This is a genomic window from Trinickia camelliae (assembly GCF_053525655.1).
In genome coordinates this window covers 37,595-60,600 of record NZ_JBCHAA010000011.1, presented here as the reverse complement: position 1 = coordinate 60,600, position 23,006 = coordinate 37,595, and the positions used below count along the sequence as shown (strand labels likewise).

Here is a 23,006-nt window from a genome sequence, read left to right as displayed (position 1 = left end):
TCATGAGCACCGCGACGAAGCTGCTTTGCCTGAGACCGGCGGACCCTATCGCACTGGAGACACGAAGAACCGCGATGCCACGACCGGGAAAGGGCGAGGTTCTGGTCCGGGTCGAGGCGACATCGGTCAATCCCATCGACGTCAAGCGCGCCAAGGGGTACGGCCGGCGTCTCCTGAGCCTCAAGGGGGCAGGAAAGTATCCTCTGTCCCTCGGCAACGATTTTGCCGGAGAGATCGTTTCAGTGGGCGCCGGTGTCAGCCCGTGGCTACCGGGCGACCGGGTCATGGGGTTGGTGCCCACAGGTAAGAAGGGCGGTGCGCATGCCACGCACCTGACGGTGAACGCTCGCCTAGTGCGGCCGACGGTCGGCGGGCTCGCTTCCAACGAATTGGCCGCTTTTCCCTATACGTTTACCACGCTCTGGTTGGCGCTACGCGGCGCTGGCATCAATGAAGGCAATACAAAAGGGCGGAACGTGCTGGTGCACGGTGCATCGGGTGGTCTCGGCCAGTTGGCGCTTCAGGTCCTTGGGGCGTGGGGAGCTTCAGTCACCGCCATCTGCAGCAAGGCAAACATCGACCTCTGCCGGAATCTCGGCGCGACCAGCGTATGGGACAGGACCCGCGGCCGCCTGGACGAACTGCCCGATTATTTCGACGCCTGCCTGAATTTCGGCGCCTGGGAGGATGAGGCAACCCTTCTCAGCCGGCTCCGGCAGGGAGCCCTGGGATACGCCACAACCGTTCATCCGCTCCTCAGCAACATCGACCGCTGCGGTCTTCTATTGGGGGCTTGGCGCTCGCGCCAGGACTGGCGGTGTATGCAATCGCTGGCCGAAGCGAAGGGCGCACAATACCGCTGGATCATCTTCCAACCGGATGGAAACGCCCTCGACATGCTGCACCAATTCCTCACGAAGGGCGCGCTGACGCTGTCCGTGGGCGTCTCGGTGCCATTTTCCGATGCAAAGCTGGCGTTCGAACACGCCGCCCAACACAAGAAAGGGCGCGCGATTTTGCTTCCCATGGAGGCTCCAGCAAGTTGACGAGCGCGGAGTCTCTGCGCGGCTCAAGAATAGCCGGTACGAGCTCGCTCATCGCACACTTCGATTTCCTCTGCGCGTCCGAAAGAGGCGTCGCCCGCTACGTTCTCGTGCTTTTAATATTGACATAAATATCAATGTTGAGTTTAATGTCGTTATTGTGGCCTGCCCGATGTCACGATGGAGGGCGATGTCGTGGGCGCAGTCGCGCGGCTGCGTGGTGTTGGGGCGTGTGCCGATGCAGCCTCCCGTTGGCGCGCGACGTGAACTCGTGCGCGTCGTCGACTGACGGCGTATTCTCACCGTCGCATACGAAGGCAGTAAGGCGGGCTTCATCAAATTGAGTAGGTTGATAACGCTTGCCGAGGCGGCACTTTGAATGCAACGCTCCTATCAGCAATGGCGGCACTGTTCGGTGCAGCGATCGCCGGCCTGACATCCGTTGTCGCGCAACGAACGCAGGCCAAGGCAGAGTGGCTTGCGCACGACCGCATCCACCGGCAGGAACTCTATAAGGAGTTCATCGAGGAGTCCTCACGTTGCTATGTACACGCGCTTCAGCACAATGAGCCGGACCTTGCTGCTCTCGTCAGTCTGTTCGCGAAGATAAGCCGTATGCGTGTCCAATCCTCGACTGAGGTTGCGAACGAGGCCGCTTTGGTTGGGCGAAGGATTGTGGATACCTATCACGCGCCGGGAAAAACGTTTCTACAACTGAGCGAAATGCTCGACGACGGTTCGATTGACATCCTCGGACGATTCAGCGACGTTTGCCGCGCCGAGTTCGCTTCGCTGCGGGAGCGACAATTGTGAGTGACGAGTCAACGCGGAGGTTGCACGAATTGGTCGGGGTAGGCCGGGACACTGTCAAATCCTGTGTCGAGAGAACCAATGCGAACCCCGTCATCTGACATGCGCGCCTATGTCGTGGCACTACCGATGGTGATCTCATTAGTACGGGTTCCATGAAGCGGGAACGCACGACACATGCACAGCGCAGAGAACAGACGCGTGAGCACCTAGTTGAGGCCGCGCGGACGATGTTCGTCAAAAAGGGGTTGGCCGCCACAAGCGTGGAGGACATCGCTGCGGCGGCCGGCTACACGCGCGGCGCGTTCTACTCGAATTTCGACGGTAAGCCGGAACTGCTGCTTGAGTTGCTGCGCCGGGACCACGACAGCGCGCAAGCCAACCTGCGAGCGATCATGGAAGAAGGCGGCACGTCCGCTGGAACGACGGCGTGCGCCATCGCGTACGACAGCCGATATTTTCGTGATCAAGACTTCTTTCTGCTTTGGGTCGAAGCGAAACTCCTCGCGTATCGAGACGCGGGGTTTCAGGAACGCCTTAACGCCTTGCGGCACGAAAAGCTCGACCAGATCAGCGCGTACATCCGCGCGTTTTCGGAGCGCGACGGCAGATCATTGCCCCTGCAGGCGGACGCCCTCGCGCTCGGCTTAGTGAGCCTGTGCGATGGAGTGCAGTTCTTCAGACTGTGCGATCCGCAGATGGTGAGCGATCAGGTGATGCAGACATTGCTCGCCGGATTTTTTTCGTGCGTATTGCGGCGAGGGGCGGAAGAAATACCGCAGACCGATCATCGAGAGGGCGTGCCCGACCGAGGCCACGGACGTTCGACGCCCACCGCGGGCGCCGACAAGGCCCGTGACCCGGGCCCAGCACAATGAAATTGCAGGCAATTGCCTTGCCAACGCGCTGTACCCCTGTCACCCTGGCGGCCGTCAGAACTCGAAGCCCCACGGAGGTTTTCAGTCTCGTACGGTTGGCGCCGGTAGTTGTGTATGTGAAGCTGAAAAGGAGACTGGCAATGTATTACGACCGTACGAATTCCCCAATTATTGATCACAGAAGCGGCACGAATGACCCGAGCGACGTGGGTTCGGCTTCGAACGATGTCGTCGAGCTGATCAATGTCACTCCGGCGAGGAATTGGGCATGGGCGCACCATAGCGACTTATACGACTGGATGGACTCGCATAGTCCGTTTCCTGCATCAGGCTCGTCGGAGTGACTGCGGAATGGCGGCGCAAGCTATCGGCGATTCAGGGAACTCGAATCGCGTCGGTCGTCCATTGGCGACTGACTGGGAAAATCGCCGCAGACTTAAGCCAGACTTCTCGAGGTTACCCATGCATAACGAATACTTTCAGATCAGCAACGAATCCGGCATCGCACATCTCCAGCTGAACCGTCCCGACCGCTTCAATACGATGGGCCAGGCCTTCTTTACCGGGTTGCGCGACGCCGTACTGACGCTCGATGGCACGGGCGATACTCGCGCCCTTGTCATCAGTTCCACCGGAAAGCATTTTTCGGCCGGCATGGCGCTCGACGTGTTCACCGGCACGATGGATGGGTTTGACAACAGCAGTCCACGGGCCCGGTTGGGCTTCCAGCACGCATTGAGAAATCTGATGGATTGCCTCGATACGCTCGATCAGGTCAGGTTTCCCGTCATCTGCGCAATTCAGGGCGGCTGCATCGGCGGCGGCCTCGATCTTGCCGTCGCCTGCGACATTCGCGTTTGCACGACCGATGCATTCTTCGCACTGCAGGAGACTCAGATCGGCATGACGGCTGACCTCGGCGTGCTCCAGCGCCTGCCGAAAATCATTCCCGCCGGCGTGGCTCGCCAGATGGCCTACACCAGTGAGCGGTTGAGCGCTGAGCGTGCATTGGCAGTGGGCCTGGTGAATGCCATGTTGCCCGATGCCGAGGCGCTGCTCCTACACGCGATGGAGCTGGCCCGAACCATCGCGTCGAAGTCCCCACTGGCCGTTGCCGGGTGCAAGACTGCGATCAACTTCGCGCGCGATCACAGTACGTCCGAATCTCTGCGTCATATGGCCTTGCTGCAGAGCGCGATCTTCGACACCCAAGATCTTGCCGAGGCAATTTCGGCCTGGCATGGAAAGCGAGAGGGTCGCTTCGACGCACTGTCGCCGCTGGTAACCCGCGCGACAGGCAATCCGCGGTGACAGGGAACCGCTGCAGGCCAGTCGCGCACTCGCTGGTTTGCAGCCGTCTCGCTGGGAAGGTCAAAATCCGACGGGAACGTCCTGCTCCGCTCGACCTATCAGACTCGATCCACCCGACACGTGATCTCGAGTCCAGCGGAAAAAATGGAGTTTCCACACGGACTCATCGTTGATTCTGGCGCAAGCTGACGCTCGCCGATATATTGAGGTGGATTGGTGGACTGAGTCCGCGCGGTGAAGCCAGCGGTTGCGATGATAACCTCCGCCTTATCGCGGCTAGCGCAGTGAGGAAGGGCAGAGGACGCATCGGACCGCAATTCGGTGCGGATTCAACCGGTTTCGGCAAATGGCGGCGCCCTCAAGCCGCGCTCGCGGCCCGCTTGTTCACGGGCGCGGTGGAACCGCGCTTGACGAGAAACGGCGTGGACGTCTCGACGACGCTCTTACCGCCGGAGTGTCCCGACATCAACGCAAGCAACAACTCCACGCTCTTGGATGCGATCTCCTCAGTGGGGATCGCAACGGTGGTCAGCGGCGGCCGAGAGCGTTGCGCAGGCTCGATATCCGTGATGCTCACGATCGACAGATCTCGCGGCACGTCCAGGCCGAAGTCGGCCGCGGCATTGAGCGCCCCAAGTGCGGGGAGGTCATTGGACACGAATAGCGCTGTCAGGTCCGGGCGCGCCTTCAGCAGTTCGATCGTGGTGTCGTAACCGCTCTCGTAGCTGTCGCTTGCGAACCGCTCATCGGCGGCGCTTGGCCGGATGCCCGCGCTGCGCAGCGCGTCGCGATAGCCGCGGTAACGGCCACGATGGATGCCTGTCTTGGGGCTGCCGATAACGGCGCCGATCCGACGATGACCGAGCTCGATCAGGTGAGCGGTGGCGATCCGCCCGGCCGCCTTCGAATCGAATGCAACGCATGGAATACCCGGCGGTTCGTCGGGAAGCTCCCAGATGCTGATGACGACCGGGATGCCACGCACTTCGACTTCGCGCAACTGCTCGACGGGCAAGTCTCCGTGATTGGCGACCAGCACGCCGTCCGCGAGCGACCCGCCGACTTCCTCCAGAAACCGCGTGCCGCCGTCTTGCTCATGGTCGGTGTTGCAGACCAGCAGGTATCGCCCGTGCCGAAGGGCCGCGAGATTCGTCGCGAGCGTGAATTCCGGGTAGAACGGGTTGGTGATGCAGCCGAGCATCAGCGCCAGCGTCGGTGCCTTGCGCTCGACGAGCGCCCGCGCGGCCAGGTTGGGGCGATACCCCTCGCGTTCGGCAACCTCGAGCACGCGCCTGCGCGTTTCCTCGCCCACGCGCCCCTTGCCGCGCAACACGTTCGATACCGTCATGGGTGAAACACCCGCGTGTTCCGCAACGTCCTTGATGGTCGCCGCTGCGTCCCGTTTCTTGTGCATCCGCGTGAGCCGTCCGCCGAGGGGCTGTTAGTCTGAGACGCAATATAGCGTCAGGGCGCAGGCGACGCCAGAGCCAGATATCCGGGCAAACCACGACGAAATTTGCACTTGCAACGGCTAGGCGACCGGCGTACATTCCGCAAAAACAATAGAACGTTTTCTGGCGCGATGGCCCTTGGGGCCATTTTTCAGCGCCGATTGATTTAACGTTAAATCAAAGGTGGAGACATGGCTGCAATTACGTTATCGGAGGTGTCCAAGGCGTACGGCGAGCATCCGCCGGTGCTGCGCGACATCAACCTGGAAATCGGCGCCAACGAGTTCTGCGTCTTCCTCGGCCCGTCTGGCTGCGGGAAGTCGACACTGCTGAGGATCATCGCGGGACTCGAGGATGCGACGGACGGCGAGGTCAGGATCTCCGGCAAGCTCATGAACGACGTGCCGCCGTCGCAGCGCGGCGTGGCGATGGTGTTCCAGAGCTATGCGCTGTTTCCGCACATGACGGTGGCCGAGAACATGGGCTTCGGCCTGAAGCTCGCCAAGACGCCGCGCGATGAAATCGAGCGCCGGGTCGGCAAGGCCGCGCAAACACTGCAACTCGACGCGCTGCTCGAGCGCAAGCCGGCCGCGCTGTCGGGCGGGCAGCGGCAGCGGGTTGCCATTGGCCGCGCGATCGTGCGCGAACCGGGCGTGTTCCTGTTCGACGAGCCGCTCTCGAATCTGGACGCCATGCTGCGCGGACAGACGCGCGTCGAAATCGCCCGGCTGCACAACCAGTTCGCGCAGGCCAGCACGGTCTACGTCACCCACGACCAGATCGAGGCCATGACGCTGGGCGACAAGATCGTGTTGCTGCATGCGGGCAAGGATGCTGAGCGCTTCGGCAGCATCGCGCAGATCGGCGCGCCGCTCGACCTTTATCACCGGCCAAACAGCCGCTTTGTCGCGGGCTTCATCGGCACGCCGCGCATGAATTTTCTGGAGGCCAAGGTCGTGTCGAGCGATGCGCTCGGCGTCGCGGTGCGGCTCGACGGCTCCGGCGAGATGTTGCGCGTGTCGGCGTCCGGCGCTGCGTTGACGGCTGCGCAGCCCGTCACGCTCGGCATTCGTCCCGAGCATCTGCAGGCTGGAGAACGGGCCGAGGCAAGTGGCGCCGAGGCGCCGCCGCAGGCCATCGTGCGCAAGGTCGCGCTCGTGGAGCGGCTTGGCGAGCAGAGCTATCTGCATCTCGACGATCCGGCCGGCGCGACATTGCTGGCGAAAGTGCAGGGCGACACGGCCAGCCACGCCGGCGACACGATTCGACTCATGGCGCCGGCGCCATGCTGTCACCTCTTCACCGCGGACGGCCGCGCCGTGCCGCCGCTTCATTAAAAACAATCCGGAGACACTTCATGAAGACGATTCGCCGACTGCCGGCGCTTGCCGTTGCGTTAGCCCTTGCCACCGGCGCCCACGCGGGCACCTTGAACTTCAACGTCGCGTTCAAGGGCGCCAATCAGCGCGCCCTGTGGGAGAGCGTCATCGCCGACTTCGAGAAGGCGAATCCCGACGTGAAGGTGAAAGCGAATTTCGTCGAGGAGGAAGCGTACAAGGTTCAACTGCCGGCGTGGCTCACGACCGTCGCACCCGACGTCGTCAAGTGGCACGAGGGTGAGCGCATGGCGTATTACGCGAAGCGGGGCTTGTTCGAGGACCTGTCGGCCGACTGGCAGAAGAACAGCTGGAACACCGAGTTCGCTTCGCTGAAGCAGGCGTCGTCTTACGCCGGAAAGCAGTACGCAGTCCCAACCGACTATTTCTCGTGGGGGCTCTTCTATCGCAAGGACCTGTTCCAGAAGGCCGGTATCGCGAGCGAGCCGAAGACCTGGGACGAATTTCTCGAAGCGTGCCGCAAGCTGAAAGCCGCGGGCATTGCGCCGATCGCCGTGGGCGGCCGCGATGCGTGGACGCTTGCCGCGTGGTTCGACTACCTTGACCTGCGGCTGAACGGCTACGCCTTCCACATGCAGTTGATGGCAGGCCAGGTGCCCTATACCGATGCCCGCGTCAAGAAGGTGTACCAGGCGTGGAAGACGCTCATCGACGAAAAGTACTTCATCGACAACCCGCTCTCGTACAGCCTCGATTCGGTGCAGCCGCTCTATATCCAGGGCAAGGCCGCGATGATGCTGATGGGGACCTTCCTCTCAGCTGGCTTGCCCTCGTCGATCAAACCGGAAACGGGCTACTTCCAGTTTCCGGTGGTCGATCCGAAGGTGTCGGTCGCGGAAGACGGGTCGGCGGAGTGCCTCAACATCCCGGCTCGCGCCACCAACAAAGCGGACGCGCGGCGTTTTCTGGCGTTCGTCGCCCAGGCGGACGTCGACGGAAAGTATGCCGCTGCGTTCGGCTCGTTGCCGGCCAACAATCAGTCGCCGTTGCCGGACGATCCGATCGCGCGCAAGGGGTTCGACATCCTGTCGAAAACCAGCGCCGGCATCGCCCAGTTCTACGACCGCGACATGACCAAGGAGATGGCCGACGAAGGCATGAAGGGCATGCAGCGCTTCATGAGCGACCCGTCCCAGCTCGATTCGATCCTCGCTCACCTCGAGCAGGAGCGTCAGCGGATCTACTCGAAGTCGTAACCGGTCGAGGCCCATCATGCGTCCGTTGCAGATCGCGCAGTCTACGCGTCCGCCGGCATCCGCCCGTGCGCAGGAAGAAGGGGGACGTGCCGCATCTCGCTCACGCGCCCGCGCGCCGCTCGCGCGCCGGCGCATGCGGGCAGCTTGGTTCTTCCTGCTGCCCGCGTGCGTGATGTTCGGCGTCTACGTCATCTATCCGATCGTCAGCAGCATCGTCTTGAGCTTCTACAACTGGGACGGCATGACCGAGAAGACCTTCGTCGGCCTGGCGAACTACGTGGAGCTGCTGCACAGCGACACGTTCTACGTCGCGCTCAGGAACAACGTCATCTGGCTCGCGCTGTTCCTGCTCGCGCCGCCCATCGGCCTCGCTTTCGCGCTGTACCTGAATCAGAGCGTGCGCGGCATGCGGCTCGTGAAGTCGCTGTTCTTCTCGCCGTTCGTGCTCTCCGGCGTGGTCGTCGGCCTCGTGTTCAGCTGGTTCTACGATCCGTCGTTCGGCTTGCTGAAGGTGTTCGTCGGTCACGGCATCCCGGTGCTCGGCGACGAACGCTACGCGACCTTCGGAATCATCGCGGCGGCGCTCTGGCCGCAGATCCCGTTCTGCATGCTGCTCTATCTGACGAACCTGACCGGCATCAATCCGGAAATCATCGAGGCGGGGCGGATGGAAGGGGCAAGAGGCTGGCCGCTGCTGTGGCATGTGGTGTTGCCGCAGCTCAAGCCGGCCACGTTCCTGTCGGTAGTGCTTACCGTCATCGGGGCGCTGCGCAGCTTCGATCTGATCGCGGTGATGACGGGCGGCGGTCCGTTCGACAGCTCGACGGTGCTCGCGTACTTCATGTACGACCAGGCCATCAAGTACTTCCGCTTCGGCTATTCCGCCGCGATCGCAGTCGTGCTCTTTCTCATCATGCTGGTCTTCATCGTCTATCAGCTGCGGCGCCTGCTGCATACCGATCGATAAAGGAAAGGAACCGTCATGTATCCGATGCCCGTTGCGAAATGGAAGCCCGCAAGCCGAGGGCTCTACAAGGCTTCGCTGCCGCTCGCGCTCATCGTCTGGCTGCTGCCGCTCATCGCCGTGATGGTGACGTCAGTGCGTTCGTCGAACGAGCTGGTGGAAGGCAACTATTGGGGCTGGCCGCATCAGTTCGCGCTGTTCGAGAACTACCGGACCGTGCTCGTCGATTCGCCGATGCTGCATTACTTCGTGAACAGCTGCCTCATCACGATTCCGTCGGTGGTCGGCGCCATGGCGCTGGCGTCGATGGCCGGGTTCGCGCTCGCGACCTATCCGTTCAAGGCCAACGCCGCGCTGCTCGGCACCTTCGTGGCCGGCAACTTCGTGCCGATTCAAGTTTTGATGATTCCGGTTCGGCAATTGACGCTGAGCCTGGGGTTGTTCAATACCGTCGAAGGTCTCGTGCTTTTTCACGTTGCGTTTCAGACCGGGTTCTGCACGCTCTTCCTGCGCAACTTCATCAAGGAGCTGCCATTCGAGCTGATCGAGGCCGCGCGCATCGAAGGGGCGAACGAGTGGCAATTGTTCTACCGCATCATCCTGCCGCTCATTGCGCCCGCGCTCGCGGCACTGGCCATTCTCGTCTTCACGTTCGTGTGGAACGACTACTTCTGGGCCTTGTGCCTGACGCAGGGCGACGATGCGGCGCCGATCACGGTCGGCGTGGCCGCGCTGAAAGGGCAGTGGACGACGGCGTGGAACCTCGTGTCGGCGGGCTCGCTGCTGGCGGCGCTGCCATCGGTCGCGATGTTCTTCGCGATGCAGAAGCATTTCGTTGCTGGCCTGACCTTTGGATCGACCAAGGGTTAGGGCGAGTTTCATTTCCACGGCGGCACGAACGCCTTAACCGTGCCGCTGCCCCAATCACTCAATTAGAACCGTTTCAGGACGATCCATATGAAGGTCGGAGTCGACTATTACCCCGAACATTGGGACCCCGCGATGTGGGAGCAGGACGCGCAGCGCATGCAGCAAGCGGGAATCGGCATCGTACGCCTCGCCGAGTTTGCGTGGTCTCGACTCGAGCCCCGAGAGGGCGAGTTCGACTTCGACTGGCTCGATGCCGCCATTGCGACGCTGGCGCGTCACGGCATCGACATCGTGCTCGGCACGCCGACCGCGACGCCGCCGAACTGGCTCGTCGAAAAGCATCCCGATGTGCTGCCGGTCGACAGCAAGCGTCAGCCCGTGTATCCCGGCGTGCGCTGCCATCGCTGCTACAACAGCCCCTCGCTACGCCAGTACTCGGAGCGCATCATCGGCCGGCTGACGAAGCACTACGGCCCCCATCCGGCGGTGATCGGCTGGCAGACCGACAACGAGCTCGCCGCGAACGACTGCCATTGCGAACATTGCACGCGCGGCTTCCGCGCGTGGCTGCAGAAGAAGTACGGCAGCCTGGAAAACCTGAACCGCGAATGGGGCACGGTGGTCTGGAGCGGCGAGTACAGCGCGTGGACGCAGGTGACGACGCCGTTGGGCGGCTCGCCCCATCTGAACCCGTCGTTTCTGCTCGATTTCCAGCGCTTCTCGTCAGATTCGGTGGCCGACTTCAACCGCTTCCAGGCGGCGTTGATACGCGCGAACAGCACCGGAAAATTCGTGACGCACAACCTGTGGGGCTATCCCGTCACGACCGACTACTACGATCTGTTCGAGAGCATGGATTTCGCATCGGTCGACTACTATCCGAGCACCGATCTCACCAACGATGCGAAGTCGAAGGTCTACCACGGCGCGCTCACGCACGACCTGACGCGCGGCCTGAAGCGGAAAAACTACTGGGTCATGGAGCAACTGAGCGGCACGCCGGGCTGTTGGCATCCGATGTCGCGCACGCCGTTTCCCGGCATGATCCGCGTCCACGCGTGGCAGAGCGTGTCGCGCGGCGCGGACGTCGTGGTGCATTTTCGGTGGCGCACCGCGCGCATCGGAGCGGAGCAGTTCTGGCATGGCTTGCTCGATCATCACGGCGAGCCGGGCCGCCGTTTTGCGGAGTTCGAACGATTCAGCAGGGAAGCGCGAAAGCTCGCGCCTTTGTTGGAGGGCACGACGCTCCAGAACGACGTGGCCATGCTGTTCTCCCATGAGCAGCTCAATGCGCTTCGTATCCAGCCGCAGTCGGACGGATTCGACTACCTCGGCAACTTCAAGCAGATGCATGCCGCTTTTGTGCGGCTCGGGATCGGCACCGATGTCATCAATTGGACCGAGGCGATCGACGGCTACAAGCTCGTGGTTGCGCCGTCTCTCTACCTGCTTGATGACGCAGTAGCCGGCAAGCTGCGCCGCTATGTCGAAAGCGGCGGCACGCTGGTGTTGACCGCGCGGACCGGCGTCAAGAACATGAACAATGTCTGCTGGCCGGGCCGTCTGCCGAATCTCGTCGGCGACGTGACCGGAGTGCAGGTCGACGAATACGATCCCGTGGGACGCGACACGCAGCACGTGGTGCTTTACGGCGATCAACAGTTCGACTGCGAACAGTGGTGTGACATCCTGGAGCCGCTGTCCGCCGAGACGATCGGGACTTACGCCAGCGAGTACTTCTCCGGCCGCGCGGCGGTGACGCGCAATGGCTTCGGCAGGGGCGTGTCGTACTACCTGGGCACCGTGCTGGACGATGACGCCTATCGCGCCTTCTTCCGGCGCGTGGCGCAGGAAACGTCCATCGACTTCGTGCCCGATCTGCCCGAGGGCGTCGAGCTGTCCGTGCGCAGCGGCAACGGCAAGCGGCTGCTTTTCGTGCTGAACCTGACGAAGGAGCCGAAGCGCGTGTCACTGCACGTTCGCGGATTGGCAAGCGCGCTCACGGGAGAGCGCTGTGACGGCGTGATCGAGCTTGCCTCGGGAGGCGTCGAGATTTTCGTCGATGAGGAGGCTCACGGGATCCAGTTTCAACTGCGCAAAGGGAGCGCGCAGGAATTTTCATAAGTCTTTCGTATCGCTCCAGAACAAACCCGTCTTGGCGTTGGTCCGGCGAGGCTCGTACTGTTATGCCTGTGATCACTGGCCGTCGCCCGATCGATAAAGCATGCTTCGGCGATTGGCAGATCCACAGGCTAGCGGTCTCTGCATACCGCCCGAAACGGCGTGCCATGCAGAGGCCGTGCTCCCTTCCTCTTCGCCTGTCTGCGCGCTGCGCTGCGAGATTGCGACTGACCATGTACAAAGCCATTAGAAAGAATCCCCCTGCCACTCAAGCGGGTGAAGCACTGCTCGAGGCACTGAGAGGCATTCCCGTATCGGCACTGAGCGACAGCATGCACCGAAACATCGGCACTGTCGGACTGCAACCGTATCAACGGCCCGGCAAGAAGACGATGGCCGGCACGGCCGTTACGATGCGCTCGCGCGGCGGTGACAATCTGACTTATTTGCGTGCACTCGATTTTTGCCGCCCCGGCGACGTGCTGGTAATCGATGCGGGTGGCGATCTCAACAACGCGGTCGTGGGCGGCATTTTGTCGTTCTATGCGGCGAGCGTAGGCGTGGCGGGTCTCGTGATCGATGGCGCCATTCGCGACGTCGCGGAAATCCGCGAGCGCGATTTCCCGGTTTACGCGCGCAGTGTTACCCATAGGGGGCCATACAAAGATGGCCCTGGCGAAATCAACGTGCCGGTATCGGTCGGCGGGATGGTGGTGAATCCGGGCGATATCGTCGTCGGCGACCAGGATGGGCTGCTTGCGATTCCGCAGATCGACGCGGGGGAGGTCATAGAGAAAGCGCGTGCGGTGCTCGAGGCGGAGGCCGAGACGATCCGTGCGATGAAGGAAGGGCGCTGGAACCGCGCGTTTGTCGATGCGCTCGAAGCGCGTTGCAACAACTGAGCGAGCCGGGGTGCAAAGCAAAAGCCGACGTCTGGTTAACAGCGTCGGCTTTTTGCATTGCAGCCGCCGCATGTGAGGTCCGAAGTAATCATCCTGCTGCGTGACCAGCCGCGCATTGTCCATTGCGCGACTGGTCGTTACGTCCACGCCATCAATCGAACGTCACCAACACCTTCATCGACTTCGATCGATCACCAGCGCTTTGAAATGCCTTGACGGACTCCTGATACGGAAAGACGCCAGAGATCAGGGGTTTGACGTCGATCAGCCCTTTGTTCAGCAGCTCGACCGCCACTGCGAACTCTTCGTGAAAGCGGAACGCGCCGCGCAGATCGAACTCCTTGGCGACCAGCACGTTCATCGGCAATGCGATGTCGCCGCCCAGTCCGACCTGCACGATGACGCCGCGCGGTTTGAGCACGTCGAACGCGCCGCGCAGCGCAGCCGCGTTGCCGCTTGCCTCGAACAGCACATCGAAGCTGCCTTTGTCGACGGCGAACGGTTGCAGTGCATCCGGCGTGTCGGCCACGTTGAACGCGAGGTCGGCGCCGACTTTCTTCGCGCTTTCCAGCGGCAGCGTATTCACGTCCGTGACCGCGATCGTGGCGGCGCCGGCTCGGCGCGCGGCGGCGACGATCAGCGCGCCGATCGGCCCGCAGCCTGTCACGAGCACGCGTTTGCCGAGCATCGGACCGGCACGTCTGACCGCATGCAACGCAACCGACAGCGGCTCGGCCATCGCCGCTTCGGCATCGCTCAACGAGTCGGCCACGACGTGGGCCTGCGAGCGCTCGATCACGATCTCCTGGCGAAATGCGCCTTGCACGTGCGGCATGCGCATCGCGCTGCCGTAATAGCGCATATCGAGGCAGTGATTCTGCAGGCCTTGCTGACAGTACTGGCACAGCCCGCAAGGCCGGCTCGGGCTGATCGCGATGCGCGTGCCGGCAGGCATGTCGCTCACGGCCGAGCCGACGCGCGACACGACGCCCGACACCTCATGTCCGAGCACCATCGGCTCGCGAATGCGGACGGTGCCGAATCCGCCATGGTTGAAATAGTGAAGGTCGGAGCCGCAGATGCCGCCGGCCCGAACCCGCACGAGCAGCTGATCGGCTTCGGGTTCCGGGGTGGGGATGTCTTCGATGCGCAGATCCAGCGGCGCGTGGATAACAAGTGCGTGCATGGTGATTGCCTGTATGGGTTGAGACGTGAACCGTCCTTCTATACGGTAGCGGCGAATGGGACCCGAGACAAAGATCGATGTCGTATGGGCCGATAGCCGCCGCTTATGTCGGGCTAGTCGAGCGCCTTGCTCATGTTTTCGATGACTTTCTTCGCATCCGAAAACACCATCATCGTCTTGTCCATGTAGAAGAGTTCGTTGTCGAGGCCGGCGTACCCGGACGCCATCGACCGCTTGTTGACGATCACGGTGCGCGCCTTGTAGGCCTCGAGAATGGGCATGCCGGCGATCGGCGAGGACGGGTCGGTTTTCGCGGCGGGGTTGACCACGTCGTTGGCGCCGAGCACGAGCACGACATCGGTCTGGCCGAACTCCGCGTTGATGTCTTCCATTTCGAACACCTGCTCGTAAGGCACTTCCGCTTCGGCCAGCAGCACGTTCATGTGCCCGGGCATGCGTCCGGCCACCGGGTGAATCGCATAGCGGACGTCGACCCCCTTGCCGGTGAGCTTGTCGGTCAGCTCTTTCAGCGCATGCTGGGCCCGCGCGACGGCGAGTCCATAGCCGGGCACGATGACCACCGACTCGGCGTTGCCGAGCAGGAACGCCGCATCGTCAGCGGAACCCGACTTGACCGGGCGCTGTTCGCGTTTCGCTGCGCCGTTATCCGCGCTTTCCGCGCCGAAGCCGCCGAGCAGCACGCTGAAGAACGAGCGGTTCATGGCGCGGCACATGATGTACGACAGGATCGCCCCGGACGAACCGACGAGCGAGCCGGAGATGATGAGCATCGGGTTGTTCAGTGAGAAGCCGATGCCCGCGGCGGCCCAGCCAGAGTACGAGTTGAGCATCGAGACCACGACCGGCATGTCGGCGCCGCCGATCGGGATGATGATGAGCACGCCCAGCGCAAACGCGATGACGGTCACCGCGACGAACGGCAACCACGCTTGCGTGACGACGAATGCAATGCCGAAGGCAATCGCGGCGATCGCCAGCGCGAGATTGACCAGGTGCTGCCCGCGGTACACCACAGGCGTGCCCTGAAACAGGCGAAAGCGATATTTGCCGGACAGCTTGCCGAACGCGATGACCGAGCCGGAAAACGTCACCGCGCCGATGAACGCGCCAATGAACAGCTCGACGCGGTTGCCGGCAGGCAGCGAACCGCCGGCCTCCGCGAGGCCGAACGCGGATGGCTCGACGACTACCGCGCAGGCAATGCACACCGCGGCGAGGCCGATCAGCGAGTGCATCGCCGCGATCAGCTCCGGCATTTTCGTCATCTCGACGCGAGCGGCGATCACCGTGCCGATCGAGCCGCCGACGACGAGCGCGACGAACAGCACCGAGCACCCAAGCATCAGATCGGAGCCCAGCGTCGCGGCCTGCTTCGCGATGAGCGCGACGGTCGTCAGGATCGCGACCGCCATGCCGGCCATGCCGAACGTATTGCCCCGCCGCGCGCTCTTCGGATGGGACAGGCCCTTGAGCGCCTGGATGAAACAGACGGAGGCGACGAGATACAGCAGCGTGACGAGATTTAAGCTCATCGATTGTCTCCGTCTGCGGCCGCCTTCGCGCCGGCCTTTTTTCTAAACATGTCGAGCATGCGGCGTGTCACGAGAAAGCCTCCGAACACGTTGACCGCCGCGAGCGTCACGGCGAACGCCCCCAATGCCTTGCCTGCGGCGCCGACGGTCAAGCCGGCCGCGAGCATGGCGCCGACGATCACGATTGCCGATATCGCGTTCGTGACGGCCATCAGCGGCGTGTGCAGCGCAGGCGTCACGTTCCATACGACGTGGTAGCCGACATAGACGGCGAGCACGAAGATGATCAAATTGGTCGTGGTGTGAGAGATGAGTTCCATCGCGTGTCCGTCATGCGGTTTCCAGGGCCGACGCGTCGTGGCCCAACAGGGTGGCGGCGACGATGTCGTCGCTGGTGTCTATCTTCGGACGGCCTTCGGCGTCGATGATCAGCTTCAGGAAATCGAGCACGTTGCGCGCGTAGAGCGACGACGCTTCGGTCGCCACCATCGCGGGAAGATTCGTATGGCCGGCGAGGTGGACGCCGTGCCGGATCACGATCTCGTCGGCTACGGTCAACGTGCAGTTGCCGCCGCGACGGCCCTCAAAGCTCGCGCCTCGGCCGGCGGCGAGGTCGACGATCACCGAACCGGGCTTCATCGCGCGGACGGCGTTTTCGTCGAGCAGCGTCGGCGCGGTACGTCCCGGGATCAGCGCCGTCGTGATCACGATGTCGGCTTGCGCGGCCCGCTCGTGCACCAGTGCGCTCTGGCGCGCGAGCCACGAGGCGGGCATCGGGCGCGCGTAGCCGCCGACGCCCTGCGCGATTTCGCGCTCTTCGTCTGTTTCATAGGGGACGTCGAGAAACTTGGCGCCCAGCGATTCGATCTGCTCGCGCGCGGCAGGGCGCACATCGGATGCCTCGACCACCGCGCCGAGGCGCTTTGCCGTTGCGATCGCCTGGAGGCCCGCGACGCCCGCGCCGAGCACGAGCACGCGCGCTGCCTTCACGGTGCCGGCGGCCGTCATCAGCATGGGAAAGAAGCGCTGATAGAGCGATGCCGCTTCCAGCACCGCCTTGTAGCCTGCGATGTTGGCCTGCGACGACAGCACGTCCATGCTTTGCGCACGCGTGGTGCGCGGAATCGCTTCGAGCGCGAACGCACGGGCGCCGCTTGCGGCGATGCGGGCGACACGCTCGGCGTCGAAAGGATCGAGCATGCCGACGAGCAGGCTGCCGCTTCTGATGTGCGCGAGCTCAGCGTCCGTCGGCGACTGGACCTTCAGCACGAGTTCGGCATCCCAGGCTTCGGCCGCGCTCACGAGCGTGGCGCCGGCCTGCGCATAGGCGGCATCGGGAAAATGCGCGCGCTCGCCGGCCGTTCTCTCGATCAGTACCGTATGACTTTGCGCGACCAGTTTTTTGACCGTCTCCGGGGTGCCGGCGACGCGCGTTTCGCCGGCGCGGGTTTCGGCAGGGATGCCGATTCTCATCTGGGTCTCCTCCTGAAATGGCGGGGGTGATGCAAGGGTGGGGAATCCGTCTGCTCGTCGAGACGGGAAGGGATGATCGGGACACTTGACGCGTCCCGATGCGATCGACGAACAGCCAAATCGGCTGGCGCCGCGCGCGCGGGGAACGCGGGGCGCTCGCGATGCGGGAACCTAGAACCGGTGACGCAGGCCGATGGTGGCCTCGAACAGCGAATTGAAGCCATAGAACGGCTGATTCGAACCCGAAGCGGCTGCGAGCTTCGTCCAAGCGCCCGTCAGATGGTTGTAGTCGACGCCGACGTAGACATCGGTGCGCTTGCTCAGCAGATAGTCGAAGGTCGGGCCGCCCGTGATGCGGGTGCCGCTCTGGCCGGCGTGATGCACGAAGTCGACATAGAGAGGCAGGTCGAGCACGAATGCGGGCGTGATGTAGTACTGAACCGCCGTCGAGAACGAGTCGTTGCGGTAGTCGGCGGGATAGACGTGGCTGTAGATGTACGACCCGTAGAGCTTGGCTGAGCCGAACGTGTACGTCGCGCCGGTCGTGAAGATCTTTTGCGAGCTGTCGGGGATCGTCAGGCCGAAGTACGTGCTGCCGTAAACCGAGCTGGACGGATTGAGACCGCCGATGTCGTTGACGACTTGATAGGCCGCGCCGACGCTCAGCGGGCCGTTATCGTACGAAACGCTCACCGCCGGCGACGAGTTCGCGTGGAAGTTGCCCGCCTGCTGTCCGAACGTATAGGCGCCCTTGACGGTAAAGCCGGCCAGCGTCGGCGACGTGTAGCGGACCGTATTGTCCAGCCGGCCGCCGCCCGTTTCGCCCGCGCCCTGGAAGCCGACCGTGCCCGTGTAGTTGGCGAACGCGTAGATGTCGTGCGTCCAGCCCGTCTCGTGCACCAGCGTGTACTGGCGCCCCAGCGTCACGGTTCCGTACGGGCTGCTCAAACCGACCAGGGCGGTGCGGCCGAACAGCCGCACGGCGCCGGAGGGCGTCGACTGTTGCGTGACTCCGGTGTTGGGCGTGAAGCCGCCTTCCAGCTGGAATAGAGCCGCGTAGCCGCTGCCCAGATCTTCTTTCCCCTGCATCCCCCAGCGGCTGCCTGAAAGCTGCCCGCCGCTACCCATCGTGAAGAGCTTGCCGCCAGACGTGTTCTGATGCGTGTCGTAGCGCACCGCTTCGTCGATGATGCCGTAGAGGGTGACGCTCGATTGCGCACAGGCGGCGCCGGATGCCGCCATCGTCGATACGGTTAGTATGCCTAAGGTTAGTTTCTTCACGGATAGATCCCCTTGTCGGTTTGCCTGGAAATGAATGCACTAAGGAATGCACTAAGCCGACTGCCGCGTCTCGACGGCGCGGCATGTCTTTATAGGACGCGGCGGTCCCGCTGGCGAGGCCGCCGCCTGACTCTTAGTCGAGCGCGGCGACGGCGGCTGCGATCTTGCGGCAGCCCTCGTCGATGATGTCGATGCTCGTCGCGATCGACATGCGGAAGAACGGCGAGACGCCATAGGCGGAGCCCGCGACCACGGCGACGCCGGCCTGCTCGAGCAGATAGAGCACGACGTCCGCATCGCCATCGAGACGCTTGCCTTGCGGCGTCATGCGCCCGATCAATCCACTGCAATTGACATAGAGATAGAACGCGCCGCCGGGCGTCTTGCAACTGATGCCGGGAATCGCGTTGAGTGCTTCGAGTGCGCGATCGCGCCGCGCCTTGTAGGTCTGCACGGACTGCTGGACGAAGGTCTGATCGCCCGTCAGCGCGGCGAGCGCCGCAGCCTGGCTGATCGAGCACGCGTTGCTGGTCGACTGCGACTGCAGCGTGTCCAGCGCGGCGATGAGCTCGGCTGGGCCGGCCACGTAGCCGATGCGCCAGCCCGTCATTGCGTAGGTTTTCGACACGCCGTTGACCACGAGCGTGCGTGAGGCGAGCTGCGGTTCGATCGCGAGCAGGTGCGGCACGGCATCGCCTTCGAAGCGGATGTGCTCGTAGATGTCGTCCATCATCACGAGCACCTGCGGATGACGCAGCAGGACGTCGGCGAGCGCTCGCAGTTCGCTTTCCGTGTAGGTGGCGCCCGTCGGATTGGTCGGGGAATTGATGATCAGCCAGCGCGTGCGCGGCGTGATCGCGGCCTCGAGCGCGGCGGACGTGAGCTTGAAGCCGTCCTGTTCGCTGCACGTCACGACGACAGGCACGCCGTCGCAAGCGAGCGTCATGTCGGGATAGGACACCCAGTAGGGCGCGGGAATCAGCACCTCGTCACCGGTTTCCACCGTGACGGCGAGCGCGTTGAAGATCGCATGTTTGGCACCGCACGTCACGACGATGTGCCGCGCGTCGTAGGTGAGCCCGTTCTCGCGTTGCAGTTTCGCCGCGATCGCCGCGCGCAGTGCGGGCGTGCCGGCCGTCGGCGTGTAGCGTGTTTCGCCGCGCTCCATCGCCTCGAACGCCGCCTGGCGGATGTGGGCTGGCGTGTCGAAGTCCGGCTCGCCGACGACGAGATTGACGATCTGCTTGCCCTGCCGGCGCAACTCGGCGGCCCGGTCGGCTGCGGCGCTGCTCGGCGATGGTTTGATCCGCTGGACACGGGCGGCGATGCGCGCTGCACTCACACTGGACTCCTCGACGGTATTTGACGAGGCTTCACATTAAGCGCGCGAAAAAGTTGAAGCCAAGATGTCTTTCCGCTGGTGCAATAACATCCGCTTATGACGCGACGAGGTGCGCGATGCAGGGCTATGGATTTTGCCGACTGGGCGCGCGCGGGCGCTTGACCTATCATAAGCGCTACCCTTCATCCCTCAGGTGAAAATACCGTGAATCTTCGGCGTCTTAAGTACTTCGTGAAGATCGTCGACATCGGCAGCTTGACCCAGGCCGCCGAAGTGCTTCATATCGCCCAGCCCGCGTTGAGCCAGCAACTGATCACGCTCGAGGACGAGTTCCAGCAGCAGCTGCTCGTGCGCACGAAGCGCGGCGTGACGGTCACGGAAGCGGGCGCGACCCTGTACCGCCACGCGCAGTTGATCCTGCGCCAGTACGAACAGGCGCAGGCGGACGTCAAGAGCGCTGGGCAGACCCTTTCCGGGCAGGTGTCGGTGGGACTTGCGCCGGGCACCGGCGCCTCGGCGCTGTCGTTGCCGCTGTTGCGCACGGTCCGCGCCCGCCACCCGAACATCCTGCTCTATATCAACGAGAACTTCGGCACGACGCTTAGCGAGCTGATCATGAACGGCCGCATGGACATGGCCGTGCTGTATGGCGACAAGCCGGTTCATGGGCTCTCATTCCAACTGCTGATGAACGAGGAGCTGTTCCTCGTCTCGCCGCGCAGCATGGGCATCACGCAGGAGCGGATCCCCGTCAGCGGCCTGCGCGACGTGCCGCTGCTGTTGCCGCGCCCGTACAACTATCTGCGCAAGTATGTCGACGAAGGATTCGCGAGCGTGCAGATGATCCCGAACGTGGTCGCCGAGATCGAGTCCGCCTCGACGCTTTCGGCTGCCGTTGGCGCTGGGATCGGCGCGACCATTCTTCCCGAATCCACCGCGCGGGTGGTGGCCGCCGCGGGCGACATCGTGCAGTCGCGCATCGTCTCGCCGGTCATCAAGATCCCGCTGTCGGTCTGCCTCTCGGACCATCTGCCGCTTTCCGAACCGGCCGCGGCCGTCAAGGACATCCTGCTGGAGCTCGCGGGCGACCTCGCGCTGGGCGTGCGCGTCGAGCCCGGCGCCGATGCATAAGCGCGCCTTATCGCGACAAAGCCAAACCCTCTTGGCGCAATTTTTCTGCGCCAGATACATTGAGTCCATCGCCACTCGCCTGGCGCGCTGAGCCCGGGCGACGAGGCTTGCCATCGAGCTGGCGACACGGACCGGGCCTGGGCTGCGGTCATCGCGCAGCCGCGGTGCTTCGTGCGTGCCGGCGTGACGGCGCGTGCCCAACCGGCTACGGACTCAAGGATGGATCTTCAGAAGATAAAGGCACTGATCGATTTGCTGGCGGAGTCGCCGCTGGCGAGTCTGGAAGTGATCGAGGGCGACGAGCGGGTCAAGCTCGTGAAGACGACGCAGCGCGGCAGGGGTGGCGACGTCCGGCCGGCCGGTGACGGCGCGGCACGCGTTGCCGAACCGATACCCGCCACGTTCTCGTCAGCAACCGCGGACGACATGGGCGGTACGACGACCCAGCTCATCTGCGCGCCGATGTTCGGCGTCGTCCACCTCACGCCGTCCCCCGGCGAGGCGCCGTTCGTGCAATTGGGCGACGCGGTCGGCGAAGGGCAGGTGCTGTGCACGATCGAAGCGATGAAGATGTTCAACGCGATCGAATGCGAGCGCAGCGGCACGATCCGCGAGATTCTCGTCGAGCCCGGCAGTGAAGTGGAATCCGGCCAACCGCTCTTTCGCATCGGCTGATCGACCATGTTCAACAAGGTATTGATTGCCAATCGCGGCGAAATTGCGCTGCGTGTGCTGCGGGCGTGCCGCGAACTCGATTTGCGGACGGTCGCGGTGTATTCGGAGGCGGACGCGGACGCGCGTTACGTGCGGCTTGCCGACGAAGCGCTGTGCATCGGTCCCGCCGCTCCGGGGCGCAGCTATTTGAACCGCGCGGCGATCCTGTTCGCCGCGCACGTGAGCGGCGCGGAAGCGATACATCCGGGCTATGGGTTTCTGTCCGAGAACGCCGAGTTCGCTGAGGAAGTCGAACGCGCCGGGTTGACCTTCATCGGTCCGGCGCCAGAGTCGATCCGCACGATGGGCGACAAGGTCGCAGCCAAGCGCGCGATGCGCGCGGCCGGCGTGCCGTGCGTGCCCGGCCCCGACGGCGGCCTGCCCGACGATCCCGGCGCGATCATGCGGACCGCCGAGGAGATCGGCTTTCCCGTGATCGTGAAGGCCGCGGGCGGTGGCGGCGGCCGTGGCATGCGCGTCGTGCGCGCCGCCGATCAGCTGCTCGAAGCGGTCAACGTGACGCGTGAAGAGGCGCGTCGCGCGTTCGGCAAGCCTGAGCTCTACCTCGAGAAATTTCTCGAGCATCCGCGTCACGTCGAGATTCAAGTGCTGTGCGACACGCACGGCAACGCGCTGTGGCTCGGGTCGCGCGACTGCTCGCTGCAACGCCGGCACCAGAAGGTGCTCGAGGAGGCGCCCGCGCCGGACATCGATCCGGAACGGATCCGCCACGTCGGCGAGCGCTGCGTCGAAGCGTGCCGGCAGATCGGTTATCGGGGGGCAGGCACGTTCGAATTCCTGTTCGAGGACGGCCGCTTCTACTTCATTGAAATGAATACGCGGCTGCAGGTCGAGCATCCGGTGACGGAGATGACCTCGGGCATCGATATCGTGCGGGAACAGATTCGCATCGCACAGGGACACGCGCTGAGCGTCACGCAACGCGAGATCCAGACGCTGGGTCACGCGCTCGAATGCCGGATCAATGCGGAAGATCCGGTTTCCTTCCTGCCTTGTCCGGGCACGATCGGCGTGTGGGAACTGCCGGGCGGCAACGGCGTGAGAGTGGATTCGCACGTGAGCAGCGGTTCGGTCGTACCGCCTTACTACGACTCGCTGATCGCGAAGGTGATCACGCACGGCGCGACGCGCGACGAGGCGCTGACGCGCATGCGCGCCGCGCTCGCGGAGCTGCGCGTGGAAGGTATTCGCACCAACGTGCCGCTGCATCTGTCGATGCTCGACGAGGCAGGCTTTCGGGCGGGCGGAGTCGACATTCATCATCTGGAGCGCTGGCTCGCAGAAAGGGAGCAGGCATGACGCTGACCATCGAGCACGCGTCGTCCGTCCTGGGCGGCCGACGACAGCACAGCGGGCGGACCG

19 protein-coding genes and 1 pseudogene are annotated in these 23,006 nt (G+C 63.5%); 13 read left to right on the top strand and 7 right to left on the bottom strand.

The window, feature by feature from the left end; translation table 11 throughout:
* Positions 1-2 precede the first annotated feature (2 nt).
* From AAHK20_RS18905 to AAHK20_RS18890, 4 genes and pseudogenes are all read left to right on the top strand, one after another.
* Positions 3-1,046 carry an alcohol dehydrogenase catalytic domain-containing protein gene (locus AAHK20_RS18905; protein WP_449183035.1) on the top strand — a complete coding sequence of 348 codons (1,044 nt, stop codon included), beginning with the start codon at positions 3-5 and terminating at the stop codon, positions 1,044-1,046.
* Between the two features lie 372 nt (positions 1,047-1,418).
* Positions 1,419-1,856: a hypothetical protein gene (locus tag AAHK20_RS18900; protein WP_449183034.1), complete on the top strand. Its 438-nt coding sequence runs from the start codon at positions 1,419-1,421 to the stop codon at positions 1,854-1,856.
* A 152-nt stretch (positions 1,857-2,008) separates the two neighbouring features.
* A pseudogene (locus AAHK20_RS18895) lies at positions 2,009-2,608 on the top strand (TetR/AcrR family transcriptional regulator); the annotation flags it as partial.
* Between the two features lie 585 nt (positions 2,609-3,193).
* Positions 3,194-4,042 (top strand): enoyl-CoA hydratase-related protein, encoded by an 849-nt coding sequence (locus AAHK20_RS18890; RefSeq protein WP_449183033.1) that lies wholly within the window; start codon positions 3,194-3,196, stop codon positions 4,040-4,042.
* Positions 4,043-4,400: 358 nt separating this feature from the next.
* Here AAHK20_RS18890 and AAHK20_RS18885 read toward each other — a convergent pair whose 3' ends face one another.
* Positions 4,401-5,456 carry a LacI family DNA-binding transcriptional regulator gene (locus AAHK20_RS18885; protein WP_449183032.1) on the bottom strand — a complete coding sequence of 352 codons (1,056 nt, stop codon included), beginning with the start codon at positions 5,454-5,456 and terminating at the stop codon, positions 4,401-4,403.
* 228 nt (positions 5,457-5,684) lie between these two features.
* Here AAHK20_RS18885 and AAHK20_RS18880 point away from each other — a divergent pair, with 228 nt between their 5' ends.
* The 6 genes from AAHK20_RS18880 (at position 5,685) to AAHK20_RS18855 (ending at position 12,943) form a co-directional block, all read left to right on the top strand.
* On the top strand, positions 5,685-6,830 hold the full coding sequence (locus AAHK20_RS18880; protein WP_449183031.1) for an ABC transporter ATP-binding protein: 1,146 nt from the start codon (positions 5,685-5,687) through the stop codon (positions 6,828-6,830).
* Between the two features lie 20 nt (positions 6,831-6,850).
* Positions 6,851-8,086: an ABC transporter substrate-binding protein gene (locus AAHK20_RS18875; RefSeq protein ID WP_449183030.1), complete on the top strand. Its 1,236-nt coding sequence runs from the start codon at positions 6,851-6,853 to the stop codon at positions 8,084-8,086.
* A gap of 16 nt (positions 8,087-8,102) precedes the next feature.
* Positions 8,103-9,053 carry a carbohydrate ABC transporter permease gene (locus tag AAHK20_RS18870; RefSeq protein WP_449183029.1) on the top strand — a complete coding sequence of 317 codons (951 nt, stop codon included), beginning with the start codon at positions 8,103-8,105 and terminating at the stop codon, positions 9,051-9,053.
* A gap of 15 nt (positions 9,054-9,068) precedes the next feature.
* Positions 9,069-9,920, top strand: a complete 852-nt coding sequence (locus AAHK20_RS18865) for a carbohydrate ABC transporter permease (protein WP_449183028.1) — start codon at positions 9,069-9,071, stop codon at positions 9,918-9,920.
* An 87-nt stretch (positions 9,921-10,007) separates the two neighbouring features.
* Positions 10,008-12,044: a beta-galactosidase gene (locus AAHK20_RS18860; RefSeq protein ID WP_449183027.1), complete on the top strand. Its 2,037-nt coding sequence runs from the start codon at positions 10,008-10,010 to the stop codon at positions 12,042-12,044.
* 230 nt (positions 12,045-12,274) lie between these two features.
* Positions 12,275-12,943 carry an RraA family protein gene (locus tag AAHK20_RS18855; RefSeq protein WP_449183026.1) on the top strand — a complete coding sequence of 223 codons (669 nt, stop codon included), beginning with the start codon at positions 12,275-12,277 and terminating at the stop codon, positions 12,941-12,943.
* Between the two features lie 151 nt (positions 12,944-13,094).
* Here AAHK20_RS18855 and AAHK20_RS18850 read toward each other — a convergent pair whose 3' ends face one another.
* The 6 genes from AAHK20_RS18850 to AAHK20_RS18825 form a co-directional block, all read right to left on the bottom strand.
* The gene (locus tag AAHK20_RS18850; RefSeq protein ID WP_449183025.1) at positions 13,095-14,129 is read right to left on the bottom strand and encodes an L-idonate 5-dehydrogenase; all 1,035 of its coding nucleotides are present in this window, start codon (positions 14,127-14,129) and stop codon (positions 13,095-13,097) included.
* Between the two features lie 113 nt (positions 14,130-14,242).
* Positions 14,243-15,682, bottom strand: coding sequence for an NAD(P)(+) transhydrogenase (Re/Si-specific) subunit beta (locus tag AAHK20_RS18845; protein WP_449183024.1), 1,440 nt, complete (start codon positions 15,680-15,682; stop codon positions 14,243-14,245).
* Complete coding sequence (locus AAHK20_RS18840; RefSeq protein ID WP_449183023.1) at positions 15,679-16,002, bottom strand: NAD(P) transhydrogenase subunit alpha part 2; 324 nt, start codon at positions 16,000-16,002, stop codon at positions 15,679-15,681. The genes AAHK20_RS18845 and AAHK20_RS18840 overlap by 4 nt, the downstream gene beginning before the upstream one ends.
* Before the next feature lie 10 nt (positions 16,003-16,012).
* Positions 16,013-17,155 (bottom strand): Re/Si-specific NAD(P)(+) transhydrogenase subunit alpha, encoded by a 1,143-nt coding sequence (locus AAHK20_RS18835; protein WP_449183022.1) that lies wholly within the window; start codon positions 17,153-17,155, stop codon positions 16,013-16,015.
* 171 nt (positions 17,156-17,326) lie between these two features.
* Positions 17,327-18,397, bottom strand: coding sequence for a porin (locus AAHK20_RS18830; RefSeq protein WP_449183193.1), 1,071 nt, complete (start codon positions 18,395-18,397; stop codon positions 17,327-17,329).
* Positions 18,398-18,569: 172 nt separating this feature from the next.
* Entirely contained in the window at positions 18,570-19,778 is a 1,209-nt protein-coding gene (locus AAHK20_RS18825; RefSeq protein ID WP_449183021.1) for an aspartate transaminase, read from the bottom strand.
* Between the two features lie 204 nt (positions 19,779-19,982).
* Between AAHK20_RS18825 and nac the strand changes: the two genes are divergently transcribed.
* From nac to accC, 3 genes are all read left to right on the top strand, one after another.
* On the top strand, positions 19,983-20,909 hold the full coding sequence (gene nac / locus AAHK20_RS18820; RefSeq protein WP_449183020.1) for a nitrogen assimilation transcriptional regulator NAC: 927 nt from the start codon (positions 19,983-19,985) through the stop codon (positions 20,907-20,909).
* A 219-nt stretch (positions 20,910-21,128) separates the two neighbouring features.
* Entirely contained in the window at positions 21,129-21,584 is a 456-nt protein-coding gene (locus AAHK20_RS18815) for an acetyl-CoA carboxylase biotin carboxyl carrier protein (RefSeq protein ID WP_449183019.1), read from the top strand.
* A 6-nt stretch (positions 21,585-21,590) separates the two neighbouring features.
* Positions 21,591-22,943, top strand: coding sequence for an acetyl-CoA carboxylase biotin carboxylase subunit (gene accC / locus AAHK20_RS18810; protein ID WP_449183018.1), 1,353 nt, complete (start codon positions 21,591-21,593; stop codon positions 22,941-22,943).
* The last annotated feature ends 63 nt before the right edge of the window (positions 22,944-23,006 follow it).